At 66.2% G+C, this 15569-nt stretch carries 15 protein-coding genes; 1 reads left to right on the top strand and 14 read right to left on the bottom strand.

Annotated elements, in window-relative coordinates:
• Positions 1-39: 39 nt before the first annotated feature.
• The 3 genes from OM960_RS08440 to OM960_RS08450 all read right to left on the bottom strand — a co-directional run bounded on the left by OM960_RS08440 (position 40) and on the right by OM960_RS08450 (position 3359).
• Positions 40-1323 carry an ABC transporter substrate-binding protein gene (locus OM960_RS08440; RefSeq protein WP_264771658.1) on the bottom strand — a complete coding sequence of 428 codons (1284 nt, stop codon included), beginning with the start codon at positions 1321-1323 and terminating at the stop codon, positions 40-42.
• A gap of 96 nt (positions 1324-1419) precedes the next feature.
• Positions 1420-2778, bottom strand: coding sequence for a hypothetical protein (locus OM960_RS08445; RefSeq protein WP_264771659.1), 1359 nt, complete (start codon positions 2776-2778; stop codon positions 1420-1422).
• On the bottom strand, positions 2778-3359 hold the full coding sequence (locus tag OM960_RS08450) for an amino acid synthesis family protein (protein ID WP_264771660.1): 582 nt from the start codon (positions 3357-3359) through the stop codon (positions 2778-2780). Before OM960_RS08450 ends, OM960_RS08445 begins: the two co-directional genes overlap by 1 nt.
• Before the next feature lie 185 nt (positions 3360-3544).
• Here OM960_RS08450 and OM960_RS08455 point away from each other — a divergent pair, with 185 nt between their 5' ends.
• Positions 3545-3838 carry a hypothetical protein gene (locus OM960_RS08455; protein ID WP_263333953.1) on the top strand — a complete coding sequence of 98 codons (294 nt, stop codon included), beginning with the start codon at positions 3545-3547 and terminating at the stop codon, positions 3836-3838.
• A 1-nt stretch (position 3839) separates the two neighbouring features.
• Here the strand turns inward: OM960_RS08455 and OM960_RS08460 are convergent, their stop codons facing one another.
• From OM960_RS08460 to OM960_RS08510, 11 genes are all read right to left on the bottom strand, one after another.
• Positions 3840-4538: a fumarylacetoacetate hydrolase family protein gene (locus OM960_RS08460; RefSeq protein WP_264771661.1), complete on the bottom strand. Its 699-nt coding sequence runs from the start codon at positions 4536-4538 to the stop codon at positions 3840-3842.
• Positions 4535-6892: an aldehyde dehydrogenase family protein gene (locus OM960_RS08465; protein ID WP_264771662.1), complete on the bottom strand. Its 2358-nt coding sequence runs from the start codon at positions 6890-6892 to the stop codon at positions 4535-4537. Before OM960_RS08465 ends, OM960_RS08460 begins: the two co-directional genes overlap by 4 nt.
• A gap of 7 nt (positions 6893-6899) precedes the next feature.
• Positions 6900-7868: a deoxyribose-phosphate aldolase gene (deoC, locus tag OM960_RS08470; RefSeq protein WP_263333959.1), complete on the bottom strand. Its 969-nt coding sequence runs from the start codon at positions 7866-7868 to the stop codon at positions 6900-6902.
• Positions 7869-7973: 105 nt separating this feature from the next.
• On the bottom strand, positions 7974-8648 hold the full coding sequence (locus OM960_RS08475; protein ID WP_263333960.1) for a DUF1523 family protein: 675 nt from the start codon (positions 8646-8648) through the stop codon (positions 7974-7976).
• Positions 8649-8655: 7 nt separating this feature from the next.
• Positions 8656-8928, bottom strand: a complete 273-nt coding sequence (locus OM960_RS08480) for a hypothetical protein (protein WP_263333962.1) — start codon at positions 8926-8928, stop codon at positions 8656-8658.
• Complete coding sequence (locus tag OM960_RS08485; RefSeq protein ID WP_264771663.1) at positions 8925-10301, bottom strand: DUF6638 family protein; 1377 nt, start codon at positions 10299-10301, stop codon at positions 8925-8927. Before OM960_RS08485 ends, OM960_RS08480 begins: the two co-directional genes overlap by 4 nt.
• 121 nt (positions 10302-10422) lie before the next feature.
• A complete protein-coding gene (locus OM960_RS08490; RefSeq protein WP_264771664.1) occupies positions 10423-10869 on the bottom strand; it encodes an endonuclease domain-containing protein in 447 nt (148 codons plus the stop codon).
• A 91-nt stretch (positions 10870-10960) separates the two neighbouring features.
• On the bottom strand, positions 10961-11251 hold the full coding sequence (locus OM960_RS08495; protein WP_264771665.1) for a hypothetical protein: 291 nt from the start codon (positions 11249-11251) through the stop codon (positions 10961-10963).
• Between the two features lie 50 nt (positions 11252-11301).
• Positions 11302-13242 (bottom strand): AAA family ATPase, encoded by a 1941-nt coding sequence (locus OM960_RS08500; protein ID WP_264771666.1) that lies wholly within the window; start codon positions 13240-13242, stop codon positions 11302-11304.
• A 71-nt stretch (positions 13243-13313) separates the two neighbouring features.
• Complete coding sequence (locus OM960_RS08505; RefSeq protein ID WP_263333971.1) at positions 13314-14441, bottom strand: hypothetical protein; 1128 nt, start codon at positions 14439-14441, stop codon at positions 13314-13316.
• The gene (locus OM960_RS08510) at positions 14442-15518 is read right to left on the bottom strand and encodes a hypothetical protein (protein WP_263333973.1); all 1077 of its coding nucleotides are present in this window, start codon (positions 15516-15518) and stop codon (positions 14442-14444) included.
• Positions 15519-15569: the final 51 nt, after the last annotated feature.

The following is a 15569-nucleotide window of genomic DNA, read 5'->3' on the forward strand; positions in this document are numbered from 1 at the left end:
CACAAATCGGGCGGGGATTACGCCCCGCCCGTCCCGGTATCAGAAGCTCATCGTCGTGTAGTCGACCTCGTCGGGATAGAACCCGTCCTCCATCGAGGTCTGGTGGACGCGCACGAGCTTGCCGCCCTCGACCTTGGTGATGGACTGGAGCCCGAAGGCCTGGTGGGTCTTGCCGTTGAAGACCTTCGGCCCCTGCGGATGCGCCTGTCCTTCGGCGAAATCGGTCATTGCCTCGATGGCTTCCACGATCTTCTGCCGGTCGGCGGGGCCGGTGTATCCCGCCGCCTCCATCGCATGCTTGATGACGAACAAGGTCTCCCAGGTCGAGAACATATGGGCGTAGGTCGCGATATCGGCGGGGTCGGAAACCGAGGCGCCGTTGTCGTCGACGCCCACCGCGGCGCGGTAGAAGGTCTCGTGCTCGGAGGCATCGGCCTGCTTGTAGCGCGGATGGCCTTCCCAGAAATGCGAGCCGTCGAGGAATTCGAGGCCGGGGGAGTTGATGTCGACGGCCTCAAGCGAGTCGATGAAGCCAAAAAGCTGCGGCCGGTCGCCCGAGCCGTAGAATTCGCCCAGTTCCTTCACGAAGGTCAGGACGGCGGGGCCGACCATGACGTGATAGATCACCTCGGTTTCGGAGGGGATCTGCGGGAAGTAGCGGGTGAAGGAGGTCTCGGTCGGCGGGATCGCGATCTGCTGGATCACCTCGCCGCCCTGCGCGGCCATCGCGGCGGTGAAGAAGTCGCGGTGATCGTGGCCGAAGGCGAAGTCGGGGAAGATCATCGTGACCTTCTTGCCGAGGTTCGAGGAGACGAAGGGCGCCATGCCCTGGACCTGGCTCTTCACGTCGGTGATGCCGGGCTGGAGCGTCCAGCGGTTGAGCATCCCGCTCGCCACATGGTGGCCCTCGGAGCAGACGAGATAGGGCACCTTCAGTTCGCCCGCGCGGGGGGCCGAGCCGATCACGACATGGGAAAAGAGCGTTCCCATCACCAGATCGCAGTTCGACTGGGTGGTGAGCTTCTCCACCACTTCCGCGCCGCGCTTGGGGTCGGTGCCGTCATCCTCGAAGACGATCTCGACGGGCCGCCCGTTGATGCCGCCCCCTTCGTTCAGCACCTTCAGCGCGGCCGAGGCGGTGCGCTCGTACCAGCGGCCGTAGGAAGCGCCGATGCCGGTGCGGTGAAGCTGGAAGCCGATGCGGATCGGCTCGGAGGACTGCGCCTGGACGAAGCGCGGGACGGCGGCAAGCGCGCCGGCGCCGGCCATGCCCTTGAGGATCGTGCGGCGGGTCGGGGTCGTGGTGAACGGTCTTCCGGTCATGGAACATCTCCGCTGTTGGATCTGGCGCGTTCTGGCCGCGCGCCCGGTTCTCGTGCGAAATCGGAACACGGGAAGTGCCCCGAATGCAAGGATTTCTCATCCGACCGCCGGGGCGGAGAGCAGCCAGAGGCCAAAGACGGTGTAGCCGACCATCAGTGCCGTCATCGGCAGGTGGGCGCGAAACGAGTGCCCGCCGGCAATCCGTTCGGAGAGTTTCATGCCGATGATGACGGCGAGGAGATGCGCGCCGAGGATCGTCGCGAACTGGGCGATCCAGATCATGCGGACCCCGGCGCGGGTCGCGAGGAAACCGAAGGAGACCCAGTGCTCTGAGAGGCCGAGAAGCTGCCAGCCCCGCGCGAAGGGGTCGTTCAGCGCCGCGATCGCATATTGGCCGTTCGTAAGGAGAGCGATGAGGTAATGCGCGACGTGGTAGCCCGCCGCGATCGGCAGGAAGGCGAGCATCATCGGCCCCGCCGCGTCGCGAAACCGCCCGGCGGGCAGGCCGGCACGGATCGCGCCGAGGATGAGCGCGGCGCTGAGCAGCCAGAAGAGGGGCAGCGCGATGCTGTTCGCGACGAGCACCGCCGAGCGGCCGGGAAACTCGAGGGGATTGATGCCGAGGCGCACGAGCCACCAGAAGGTCTCGGTCAGGCCGTCGAAGCTGACCGACGCGAGGACGAGGGTAACGAAGGCGACGGCCGAGGCCGAGAGCGGCGCGAGGCGCAGCACCTGCGCGCCGGGCAGACCGGCGAAGACCCGGAGCCTGTCGCCCGCCGGCTCGGCCCAGAAGGGCGCGATCTTGGCGACGAAGCCGAAATAGACGGTCAGGAACTCGCCCCGATCGAGCCAGTCCTCGCCCTCGGCAACGGCCAGAAGAAGGATGACGAGGTAGTAGCCCGCCGCCACGCGGGCGAGGACGGCGGGATCGGCGGGGGCGAGCGAGATGATCTCGAACCAGGCAAAGCCGAGATAGCCCGCGACAGCCGGCCAGTGGCCGAGCCGGGAGAGGCCGATGCTGCCGCTGATGCCGAAGAGGCGGCGAAGGGCGCGGGCCGGGGCCGACCACGGCTCGATGTCGCGCCAAAGGTTGCCGAAGAGGACGGAAGCGAGGGTGAGGCCGACCCAGAGCACGGTCCAGAGCATGAGCGGCAGCAGGTTCTCCAGCGGGTCGCGGGTGCCGAAGAGGCCGACGGCCACGAGCCCCCAGAAGCCCGCCGTGGCGAGCCATCCGGCTAGCGCGCGCGGCACGAGGCGTGGCCGCTCGAAGAGCTGGTGCGCCGCGAACCGGGGCAGCCGGCGCGCGTCGAGCCCGGCGAGCGCGGTCAGCACGACTGCGACGGCGGCGCCGGCCATGTACCAACCGGTCGGCAGGGTGAGGATCACCATGCGCTCGGAGGCATGGGCGAAAACCGGCGCAGGCAGGAGCGCCAGCAGGACCGCGAGGCCGCGCATCAGCGCAGGCCGTCCTCGCCCTTTATCTGGTGCGCCTCGAGCCCGCCCATACGGGAATGGATGCGCGGCCCCTTCGCCATGCAGAGCGCGAAGACGATCTCGTCGGGTTTCGGCCCGTCCGGCACCATCACTGTCATCGTGTCGAAATGGCTGCGCACATAGGCGGCGTTGACATGGGCGAGCGGCAGGTCGAGCGTCGAGCCTGCCGCGCCGACCTTCTTGACCGAGGGCACGATGGCCTTGGTCTCGCCAAGAAGCGCGCGCATGCCGTAGCCGCCGGGCGCATGCCAGAGCGCGCCGTGTTCCAGCTCACCCATCAGGCCGACGAGCGCGCCCTTGCCATAGGCGTCGATCCCCTCGGCCCCGCCGAGGGCGGCGATCAGCCGTTCGCCCATCATCAGGGCGAGCGGCTTGAGATCCTCCATCGCCGGCTGCAGGTCGGGCTCGAAGCGCCCCGCGAAGGGATTCGACACCACCGCGAGCACCGCCGCGCGGCGGCGCGGGGTTGCGGCATCCGCGCCGCCGTCGTGGTGGATCTCGTCGGTGATGAGGCTCAGCTTGCGCAGGCGGAAATCGGGCACGGATGATGCTCCCTTCTCGGCTCGGGGAACCATGCCGCAATCGGGGCGAGGCGGCAATGACCGCGTTCCATGTGTCGGTCTGCGCGCGGGACTGTTACTGGCTACGCGGGCCGGTTGAGGCTATCCTGCCGACGCCGACCCGGGATCCGACCAGCCCGGGCAAGCAATGAGGGGCGGGGGCCGGAATGGCGGGAACGGAGTGCAATTATCAGCGCAAGATGACTGCGCGCGAACTGACGACTGCCTTGTCGGAAGCTGAGTGCCGGCATTGCCGGGTCTCGGCGGCGGCACTGCTGGAAAACGGCGAGCATCTTGAAATCTGCGCCGAGGAATTTGCGTCCGACATCATGAGCGGGGAACGCGTACTCACGCCGATCGCGCTGTGCCCGGCCTGCCACCGGCTCAACCATCTCGACGCGCATCACCGGCACAATCCGTGCCAGATCAAGGCACGCCACAGCCGGGAGAACTCGTTCTAGCTCAATCGGCGGGCGCAATCTCGAGGTCCACGGGCGCAAGCCCGTCGATCTCTCCGTGCAGGATATCACCAGGGCGAACCGGTCCGACCCCGGCCGGCGTGCCGGTGAAGATCAGGTCGCCCGCGCGCATGTGGTAGAGCGTCGAGAGATGGGCCACGATCCCGGCCACCGACCAGACCATGTCGGCGAGACGGGCGCGCTGGACGGGCGTGCCATTCAGGAGAAGCGAGATCCCCTGCGGGCCGGGCTCGCCGAAGGCCGCGGCGCGGGTGATCGGGCCGATCACGGCCGCGTTCTCGAAATCCTTGCCGGTGTCCCAGGGCCGGCGCTTGTCCTTGGCCGCGGCCTGAAGATCGCGGCGGGTCATGTCGAGCCCCGCGGCATAGCCGAAGATGGCGTCGAGCGCCTTCTCCTGCGGGATCCGGAAGGCTGGGGCGCCGAGGGCGACGACGAATTCCATCTCGTGGTGGAAATCGGCGGTGCCCGGCGGATAGGGGATCGTGGCACCTGAAAGGGTCAGATGCGCGGGCGCCTTGGTGAAGTAGAACGGCGCCTCGCGGTCGACCTCGGCGCCCATCTCCTTCGCGTGGTCGGCGTAGTTGCGCCCGACGCAGAAGATCCGGGTGACCGGAAAGGCGGCGTCCTCGCCGTGCAGGGGCACGGTGACGGGGTCGGAGGCGGGGAACACGAGCCTGGTCATTCGCCGTAGGGCACCCAGATGTTCTTCACTTGCGTCGCGCGCAGCAGGAAATCGCGGCCCTGGCCGCCGGGCCCGGACCAGTCGCGGTTCGGCGGGCACCAGGTGAGTTTGAGGTTACCGGCACTTTCGGCCTCGACCATCCTCGCGCCGTCCTCCGAACCGCAATACCACATCGCGGCGACGTCGTCGTGTCCGGCGAGGGTCTTCGCCAGTTCGTCGCGGGCGCCGGTGACGATGTTGACCACCCCGCCGGGGAGGTCGGACGTGTCGAAGACCTGGTAGAGGTCGGTCGCGGCCAAGGGCATCGCCTGCGCCGGGATCGCGACGACGCGGTTGCCCATCGCGATCGCCGGCAGGACGAGGCTGAGAAAGCCGAGGAGCGGCGCGTCGTTCGGGCAGGCGATGCCGATCACGCCGAAGGGTTCGGGCATCGCGAGCGTGACATGCGCCGATTTCGTCGCATGCACCGCGCCGTCGAACTTGTCGGCCTGGGCGGCGTAGTAGAAGGCGCGGCGGATCGAGGCCGCCACCTCCTCGGCCGGTTTCGGGGTGCCGGCGGACTTCAGGCGCCGGGTGAACTCGGCCTCGCGCGCGGCGAGGTTCTCGGCGAGGTAGTAGAGCACCTGGGCGCGGTTGTGGCCGGTCGCCCTGCCCCATCCGCCCGCCTTGTGCGCGGCCTCGACCGCGTTGCGGATGTCCTTGCGGTTGCCGAGGCCGGCGAGGCCGATCTGGCCCGACTTGCCGGTGACGGCGTAGGAATAGCCGCCGTCGGGGCGTTTCTGGGCGCCGCCGATATAGAGTTTCGCGGTGCGGTCGATGGGGGCCGTGCCGGTGGATGGCGCGCCCGGCACCGGCGCGGCATCGAGCCGCGCCGGTGCCGTCTCGGGCTTCGCCCGAGGGACCGGACCCGAGAGGTATTCGCGCATGCCCTCGCGGCCGCCCTCGCGACCGAAGCCGCTCTCGCGGTAGCCGCCGAAGCCCGCCCCGGCATCGAAGATGTTGGTCGCGTTCACCCAGACGACGCCGGCCTTGACCTTCGCGGCGATGTCGAGCGCGAGGTTGATGTTCTCCGACCAGATCGAGGCGGCAAGCCCGTAGCGGGTGTTGTTGGCCAGCTCGACCGCCTCGTCGGGGGTGCGGAAGGTGGTGAGCGTGGCCACCGGGCCGAAGATCTCCACCTCGGAGACGATGTTGGCGGGGGCGACATTGGTCATGAAGCCGGGCGCAAAGAAGCAGCCCGTCGCGGGAAGCTGGCCCTCGGCCTGGTGCAGCACCGCGCCCTCGGCCTCGCCCTTCGCGACGATGTCGCGGATGCGGGCGAGCTGGACCGGATCGACGATGGCGCCGATATCGGTGGACTTGTCGAGGGGGTCGCCGGTGCGGAGCTTGGCGAGCCGGGCGCGGAGGCGTGTCACGAAGGTCTCGGCGATGCCCTCCTGCACGAGGATACGGCTCCCCGCGCAGCAGACCTGGCCCTGGTTGAACCAGATCGCATCGACCACTCCCTCGACCGCGCCGTCGAGATCGGCATCGGCGAAGACCACGAAGGGCGATTTGCCGCCCAGTTCCAGCGTCAGCTTCTTGCCCGTGCCCGCCGTCGCCTTGCGGATCGCGCGGCCGACCTCGGTCGAGCCGGTGAAGGCGACCTTGTCGACCTCCGCGCCGACCAGCGCCGCCCCGGTCTCGCCATCGCCGGTGACGATGTTGACGACGCCCTTCGGCAGGCCGATCTCGGCGCAGATCTCGGCGAAGGCAAGCGCGGTCAGCGGCGTGTATTCGGCAGGTTTCAGGACCACGGTGTTGCCGGCGGCGAGCGCCGGCGCGATCTTCCAGGCGAGCATCAGGAGGGGAAAGTTCCACGGGATGATCTGGCCGCAGACGCCGACGGGCACGGCGCCGGGAAACTCCTCCTCCAGCATCTCGGCCCAGCCGGCGTGGTGGTAGAAGTGGCGCGCGACGAGGGGGATGTCGATGTCGCGGCTCTCGCGGATCGGCTTGCCGTTGTCGAGCGTCTCCAGCACGGAAAGGAAGCGTTCGCGTTTCTGGACGTGGCGGGCGATGGCGTAGAGCCATTTCGCGCGCTCGTGGCCGGGCAGCTTCGACCAGCCGGGTAAGGCGGCGCGGGCGGCCTTCACCGCCGCGGCCACGTCCTTTTCCGAGCCCTGCGCCACCTTCGCGAGCTCCGCGCCGGTCGCGGGATCGGCGCTCGGGAAGGTCTTCGCGGGCTTCGTGAAGGCGCCGTCGATGTAGTGGCCGAACGTCCCCCTTGCCTTCAGCCAGCCCATGACCTCGCCCGAGGCCTCAGGCGCCGGGCCGTAGTCCATCGTCTCCAGTATCTCGGTCACTGTCGGCATCGGTCCCTCAGGCAATGGCGTGGCGCGAGGACGCGGCATAGCGTCCGGTCAGGTGGTGTTCGAGCTGGCGCTCGATATCGGCGAGCATCGAGGAGGCGCCGAGCCGGAAGAGATCGGGTTTCAGCCAGTCGTCGCCGAGCTCCTCCTTCATCAGGATCTGCCAGGCGATCGCGTCTTTCGCGGTCTTCATGCCCCCCGCCGGCTTGAAGCCGATCTTCTGGCCGGTGCGCGCGCCGTAATCCCGGAGTGCCCGGGCCATGACGAGACTCACGGGCAGCGTCGCGTTCACGCCCTCCTTGCCGGTCGAGGTCTTGATGAAATCCGCGCCCGCCTGCATCGCCACCATCGAGGCCTTGTAGACGTTGCGCAGCGTCTTGAGGTCGCCGGTCGCGAGGATCGCCTTGAGATGCGCGGCCCCGCAGGCCTCGCGCATCTCCGCGACCTCGTCGTAGAGCGCGGACCAGTTGCCGTCGAGGACATGGGCGCGGGTGATGACGATGTCGATCTCATCCGCGCCGTGGTCGACGGCGTAGAGGATCTCGGCGAGGCGGAGGTTGAGGGGCATGAGACCCGCCGGGAAGCCGGTGGCGACCGAGGCGACGGGGACGCCGGTGCCGTCGAGCGCCTTGACTGCGGTCGATACAAGCGTCGGATAGACGCAGACCGCGCCGGTCGTCAGCCCGGCGAGCCCGAGCCCGTCGAGGATGTGGTCGGCCAAGGGGCTCCGCGCCTTGGCGCAGAGTCGGCGCACCCGCTCGGGCGTATCGTCGCCGGCGAGCGTGGTGAGGTCCATGCAGCGGACCGCGTTGACGAGCCAGGCGGCCTGCCATTCCTTCTTAACGGTGCGACGCGTGGTCAGCGTCGCGGCCCGGCGCTCGGCCGCGGGCGTGTTCACCGCGATCTGGTCGAACCAGTCGAGCTGCAGGGGAACGCCTGGATTCCGCGCGATGTTGGGAAGGGCATGAATCTCGGGCATCGGACTGTCCTGGCTGGCGGCGTCAACCGATCATAGCGCCTGACGCTAACGCCTGTCTCCGGTCTCGGCAATCCAATTTTGACCACAGGGTCAAATTTCAGACGTTCACCGCCGCGGCTTGCCCTTCCAGGTGCCGAGCCAGGCGCGGAACCGGCCCCAGACGCCGCGCGCCCGCTCCGCCGCCTCGTCGGCGCGCTGGTCGACGCTGTCCCAGGCCTCCTCGACATCGGCGAGCACCGGGTCGATCGAGCGTTCGCGGAACTGCAGCCACATCCGGCGCAGCATCAGGAGAACGAAGCCGAGGAAGACGAAGAAGAAGATGTTGAACCAGGGGATGATCGTCACGTCCGGCCCCTCGACCCGCTTGATCGAGATCGCGTTCGGGAAGGCCGAGAAATACTCGATCCGCCAGCCGTAATGGGTGACCGAGACCCATTCCGGCGCCGCGGCGGTGGATTTCGCATCTTCCGCCTCGGTCTGCAGGTTCGCGGTGTCGAACTTGAAATAGGGCGGCCAGGACCAGCCGGTATCCTCGTTGCGATAGACCATTGGCTTGTTGTTGGCCTTCACCGTCTGGATGAACTGCACGTCGCGGTTGATGAGCCCGGTCGACTGGTCGTCGGGCTTCGCCCAGAAGATCCGCGTCCAGTCGTTGAGGTCCTGCCGCTCCTGATAGGTGTTGACCACCCGCACGATGTCATGCTGCGGCAGCGTGTAGTGGAAGAAGCCGAAGACGATGAGCGCAATCAGCGTCAGCACGGTCCATTTCGCGTATTTCATCTTCGCCTCAGTAATTGGTCAGGTAGATCAGTAACAGCACGCCGAGCGTCGGGATCACGTAGACGAGCCAGATCAGCTTGCGCCTCAGGCTTTTCTCGTAATCCCGCATGCCCGCCTCGATATAGGCGTCTCGGGCCGGGGATTCACCCCCGTCGTGCTCGCCGTCCCATTCCTTCTCCAGCCGCTCGCGCTCGACCGAGCGGGAATAGATCGACAGGAGCAGATACATCACCGTCATCGCGATGAAGCCGAAGACGGCAAGGCGGAGGAAGGCGATCATCGGCGCTCCTTTCTCACCGCGCCCCAGGGGCCGACGATGTCGAGAATGTCGGGTTTGCGGCTCTCGGGCGCACCGGAGCGGCTCCAGGGTCCCGGTTCATGCATGCCGGGCTCGGGGCCGAACAGAGCCTCGCGCGCACCGGCCTTGTCGATCTGGTATTCGCGTTCGAGATAGTCGGCGACATAGGCCTTCTTCGCCTCGGGCCAGGAGCGGTAGAGATCGTAGAAAAGCTCCTTGTGGCAGATGAAGAGCTGGCGCACGTCGAGGGGTGACAGTTCGGAAAGCAGCATGTTGACGAGGTCGCGATCGGCATGGGCCTTGGCGCGGAGCGTGTAGAAATAGGCCGGATGCGCCGAGGTAATGCGCGGCCAGGGCCCGCCCGTCTCGACCCATCTGAGAAGCGCCGCGAGCCCGTGGAACTCCTCGGGCAGCCGCGCGCCGATGGCCGACGCGGCCTGCCTCAGGTCGCGCCGCGCCCCGTGGCCGATCTCGAGCCTGAGGCTCGCGGCGGCGGCGACGACGATGAAATCCATCTTCTGGCGCAGGATCGCCGCGGCATCGGCGCCGCGGGCATTGACGATCGGCTCCACGAGGTCGTTGATCTCGAGGAACTTGGCGATCTGGTTGCGGTCCTCGAGGTCGAAGACGTATTTGATCGGCAGCGCCCCCAAAGCCTCCTTCCGCCCGACCGCGATCGCCGCCGGATGTTCCACGTCACGGAAGATGTAGAGGCCGCCGAAATGCGCGGTCCAGAAATTACCCTGGTCGAATGTGGTGGACTTGAGCGCGACCGGATTGCGCGTCACGTCGCCGGTCTTGTCCGCGAGCCCGATCATCTCGGCGATCAGCACGTCATCCCACCAGCCGTCCTCCTCGCTGCGGAAGCGGTCGATGAGGCCGGCAAGCTTCTGCCCCTCGGCCACATGGTTGCCGGTCGTGTCGGCGGTGACCGTGATGCGGCGGATGTCGAAGAGCCGGGCCGGGCTTTCGAGGTCGTAGACGGTGTTTTCGAGTTCCCCCGCCACCGCGTCGCGCGCGGTGAGCGTAAAGAGCTGCGCCTCGTTCTCCGCGATGAAGCGGGCGAGAATGCCGCGCGAGGTGGAGAACTTGGCGTTCAGAAGCGGCGCGGTCTTCTGGTCGGTGGTCAGGAGGATGAACTGCCGGTTGCAGCCATTGGCGTTGAGGTAGAGGTGATCGCCCAGTTCATCGCCCACCTCGGGCGAGTAGCCCGAGATGTCGATGTGGAAATCGGCAAGCCTGGTCTCCTTACCCGACAGAGCTTTCAACGCACGGTTATAGCGCTCGACCAGCGCCGGGCTCTCGACCGGGACGAGATTGCCGAACATCAGGCCTTTTTCGATGAGGCGTTTCATGCGCGGCCTTTCAGTTTGTCTGGAGCGCGTCCCCCCACCCCCATCCCACGAGGGGGAGGGGAAGAGATAGAAACTGCCGCCGCGAGATGATCAGGCTTGAAGGCAGAGGTATTGCAGAAAATCATGTTCCCGGCCCTCTCCGTTTCGAAACACCGCCCGCAACATCGCGGCTCCCCTCCCCCTCGTGGGATGGGGATGGGGGGATGGCCTCAAGCGCATCCAGCACCACCTGCATCACACCGTCGATATTGCCATCCACATCTGTGTTCCAGAATCGCAGGACGGAAAAGCCCTGCCCTTCGAACCACGCATCCCGCGTCTGATCTCTTGGCCCGCCGTGCCCGCCGCCATCGACCTCGATCACCAGCCGTCTACCGAATTCAGCGAAATCCGCGATGTAACGCCCGACCGGCGCCTGCCTGCGAAAATGGGTGCCAAGCATCCGGTTCACCTCACGCAGTTTCGGCCAGAGATGACGCTCCTGCGAGGTCATGTTCTTCCGAAGCTCTCGGGCGTGATCCCGGGTATGGGCAGCGATGCGAGTCACGACGCAGCCCCCCACCCCCATCCCCTCCCCACAAGGGGGAGGGGAGGTGCCAGACCGGCGACCTTCGCACCTCCCTCCCCCCTCGTGGGGGAGGGATGGGGAGGGGGGGATATCACGACTTCACCTTCCTTCTCCGCAGAGCCTCAGCAAGAAGCATGATCAAGAAGAAGATTCCACCAAGGAACATGGTCGCAAAGCCGGAAAGCAGAAAAACATCGAATGCCGAGAACTTTGGATCACACATTGTCGCCTTAAGAGGCCGAAGCAACGAGCTTGGTCCGCAATTGAAGACGACGATTGCGGCGCTTACCGGGATAAGCCCCAGCGCGAGCGTCACCAATCCAGCTAACAAGGCCAGGAATCTATTTGAAGCATTCCGCCGCAGAGCAACGAGAACGGCCATCCAAGCCACAGCGCCGCTCGCCGCCAGAATAGCAAAGCCTAACGGAGCACTCACCCCTTCCCCTCCAGATACCGCCGCTTGGCCTCTTCCATACGCCGCATGTCCCGAACGGCCCCCTCGATGGCAACCTCGTCCGACTTGTCGGCGTAGCGGAATTCCGAATCCGCGTAGCGGTTGATCTCCTGAACCACCATCTCGACCGTGATCGGCTTCCTCAGTTCGGAAATCATCGCCTTCTTCTCGTCGTAGCTCTTGAAGAGGAACAGATCCGGCTCCTCCATCCATTCGTCCGGCAGTTCGAAATCCATCGCCCGGACCTTCACCGCGTCGGTGATGTTCTTGATCGCCCGACCGGTGAAGCGCTCGTCCGCGTCTTGGATCGCCTTGAGATAGGCCCCGAGCTTGGCGATCGTGTCGAGCTTGCCGATCCGCCCCTCGACCTCGGCCCAGACCGCCTTAAGCCCCTCCTCATGCGGCAGCGAATGGCCCTCGAACGAGGCCGCGACCGCCCGCTTGATCTCCTGCGCGGCGTAAAGCTCGTGGTCGCCGAGCGGGATCGCGTGGTTCTTGCCGAGAAGCAGCGCGAGGATGTCGATGTAGTCCTCCCGCGTCTGCGGCCCGTCGACGAGGAACCGCGCCCCGGCCCGCTGGCGCAGCGCGTCGTCGACATTCTCGGGGTAGTTCGAGAACATGCCGAAGGTGCAGTTGCCGCGCACCACCGTGTTCGCGCCGGCGAAGGCCTCCATCAGGACCGCCGTGATCTCCTGCTGGCCCGCGCTCGACTGCCGGTCGCCGCGCTTGCCCGCGACCTGGTCGATGTCGTCAACGGTGCCGAAGCCGATCACCGCGGGGTCCATCACGTTGTTGATGAAGGCCTTGGCGTTCTGCCCGGACTTGCCCTGATAGGAATCCACGTTGTCGATCGACAGGTTCTGGTAGCGGAAGGGATAGCCCGCGACCTTGCAGTAGTCGTTCAAGAGCCCCGCCATCATCTGGATCAGAGTCGTCTTCCCCGTCCCCGGCTTGCCGTCGCCCATGAAGGTGAAGATGAAGCCGCCCATCTCGGCAAAGGGGTTGAGCTTCTGCTCGAAATCATAGGCCATCAGCATCTTGGCGAGCCGCATCGCCTGGTACTTGGCGATATGGTTGCCGACGACCTCATGCGGCTTCTTGAAGGTCATCACCAGCGTCGAACCCTTCGCCTTGCGCGCCGGTTCAAAACCCGAGATCGGGAAATCATCCGCCTCGACGCGGTAATTCGCCCCGGAGAAGGCCTCCAGCCGGGGGGCCGAGGCCGCGCGCAGCTTGACTTTCTGCATCAGCTGCTCGGCATAGGCGAGCACGGTCGCGATCAGCAGCGGCTCGTCCTTGGCGAAGACCGCGATGTCCTGATCGAGCTCCCAAAGCGCGCCATGCAGCGCCAGCTGGGCATTGTCCGTCAGCACCTCCTCCACCGGTCCGATCTCCACCGAGGCCTCGGTCGCATGTTCGGCCAGCAAGAAAGCCACCGCGTTGGCGAAAACCGAAAGCACCACCAGTGCCTCGGCCGCCAGCAATTCGGTGAACTCGGTGGCCCGTGCCGCGGGCAGGCGGTTTTCCAGGTTGGCCTTCTTCAGTTCAACCAGACCCGTCTGCCCAGAAAACAAGTCGCCCATCGCCAAGGCAATCGAAAGCGCCCGCCGCAAAGCATGCGCCGTCGCCGCCTGCAAAGGCGAAGTCAGCGGATCGTCGTCATCCGTCCCGGCCATCCGGTCGATCAACCGAACGCCTTCGGTCCGTACCATCGAACGGGTCACAAGACCGGGCGTGGTGGACCGGAAACGCCGCTGCATCGCCGCCACGTCGGGCGATTTCTCGGGACCCGTCACGGTCAGTTTCGGCGTCGCGATGCGCGGCGCGTGATCGACGCCCATCAGCATCTCGGTCGCCGCATTGTAATGCGCCCGGATCTCCTCTTCCTTCAGCTCCATCTCGTTCCGCGGCGCGCTCATCGAAACCCCTTGTCCTTCTTCATTGCCCAAATACCCCCGGGGGTGCGGGGGCGGCGCCCCCGCTTCGCGGCTCATCCGTAGACGAGCACCCTGCCCTCCTTGCCGACCACGAACTTCCGAACGTCGCGGAACCCCGCAGGATCCTTCTCGGCCAAGACCTGGAAGGGCCTTTGCGGCAGGATCAGCGACCGCGTCACCCGCGTCGCCCCGGTATCGACCCCGCGTCCGGCGAAGGGATCGAGCCGGAACACCTCCCGCTCGACCTCCGAGAACCAGCCCTTCTCGACCTCGACCCGCTCGCTTTCCAGCTCCTCGACGGTCCAGGCGAGCGCCCAGTCCTCGCCTTTGGGTGACTTCGCCTCCTCCAGCACCTCGCGAATCGGCCCGGTCTGGAGCGTGAACGCGCTCGAATACATCGGCCCGAGATGAAGCCGCCGCAGCCGCTTCGGATGCAGGTCGTCGAAATCGGTGTCGAACCCCTTGGCGATGGTCAGGAGCTTCAGCCCCCCCACCGACTGCGCCATCAGATGCGCCTGCACGGCGGGCCAGCGCCGTTCATCAAGCGGCAGCGCCTTCCGCCCGGAATCCACCACCTCCATCAGGTAGACGACCGGCACATTGAGCTGGCTGTCATAGGTGCCCCAATGCACGAGATACCCGCGCCGCCCGCCGGTGACATCGGCGATCCATTCCGCCTTGGGATGCATCTGCGCGAAGTAGAGCCCGCCCCGCTGCAGCACCTCGTAATAGAGCCGCTGCGACAGCGCATATTGCAACCGCGTCGGCACCACCCGCTCGCCGACGATCTGGCGCACCATCTCGTCCTTGAGGCGGCCCGCATCGGCCATGCCCTCCAGATGCCGCGCCGCTTGCGCCGCATCGTTCGCCATCGTCACCAGCTCCTGGTAGATCGGAAAGCCGCTTTCATGGAGGTCGATGGTCAGGTGCTTCTGCCCGATCCCCTCGAGCCGGCCCGAGACGAGATACTTGAGGCTCAGGGCCTTGAAGGTCGCGGCGATCGCGCGGACGTACGCGTCGAGCACGTCGCCATCCATCGCCGAGAAGCCCCGCTCCTTCTCCATCGCCTCGGCGACGCCGCCAAGAAGCCGGGTGATGCGCTCGAACTTCGCGAAGTAGCGCCGCGCGGCGAGATCGTCGTCGAGCGCCTTGTGGTCGGTGGTCAGGTCAAGCTCGGGCACTTAGCCACCATAAAGGTTCTTGTCATGCTTCTCGACAATCGCCGCGAAGCGCCGGGCGAAGCGCTCGTCGGCCTTGGCCTTCTGTTCCAGCACCTTGCGGGCAAAGACCATCTGGTCCTCGTGCTTCTCCAGCATTTCGGCCATCCGGGTGTTGGTCGCGACGCCGATCCCGGCCATCGCCGCCTGCGCCTCCTGGTCGGTCTTCACCCCGATCTCGTTGATCTTGTGCGCCACGTCCTGCTGCTGGGCGGTCTTCAGCGACTTCGTCAGCGCGTCGTAGAGCACCACCCGCTGCTTGGTGTCGGTCTGCAGCTTGTTGATCAGCACCATCTGCGTCGCTGCCTGGTTCTGCAGGCTGTCGACCCAGGTCTTGCCCTTCTCGATGTAGCGCTCCAGCGTCTGGGATTTCGCGAGCTTCACCTGCTCGTCCTGCACCATCGCGTTGTAACGCTTGTTGAGCTCGGCGAGTTGGCTTTCGAGCTTGGTCCGCGCCGCCGCGTCCTGCTCGACGCTGATCGCGTTCTCGATCTTGATGATCTCGGGATCGAGCTTCTGGATATCGGCGCGCAGCGCCTCGAGCTCGCCCACCGTCACCTCGCGATCGCCGAGCGTCTCGGTCAGGTTCGCCTCGACCTTGTCCTTGTGCTGGTTCAGCACATTGAGCTGACCCTCCAGCAATTTTACGATCACGTCGGACTTGCCGATGAGATCCTGCAGCTTGTCGTCGATCGAGGCCCCGCGCAGCCGCTCCTGCCGCATCGCCTCGGACTTGCCCTTGGCGAAGATGCCAACGAAGCTTTCCCAACCGGTCTTCGAGCGCATCTCGTCGAAATCCCGCGAGAATCCAGCTGTCACGTCGTCGAGCCCCATGATCAGCTCGGCGATGTTGGCGTTCATCACCTCGGCATGCTTGTGGACGTCGTCGAGCGTCGCGTTCTCGATGTCGATGGAGACATCGTCCCCCGCCTTCAGCTTCGACCGCGCGGTCTCGATCCGGCTCGTGAGCTCGGAAATCTTGGCCTGCGCCTCGGAAACCTGCTTCTGGCTCTCGCGGATCTGGGCATCGAAATCTGACATGGACGCTCCCCGATGTTAATATCTTTTACAATGATGGGGATGCGCCAAGCG

It is taken from the genome of Defluviimonas salinarum, from assembly GCF_026013545.1.
GTDB lineage: Bacteria > Pseudomonadota > Alphaproteobacteria > Rhodobacterales > Rhodobacteraceae > Albidovulum > Albidovulum salinarum.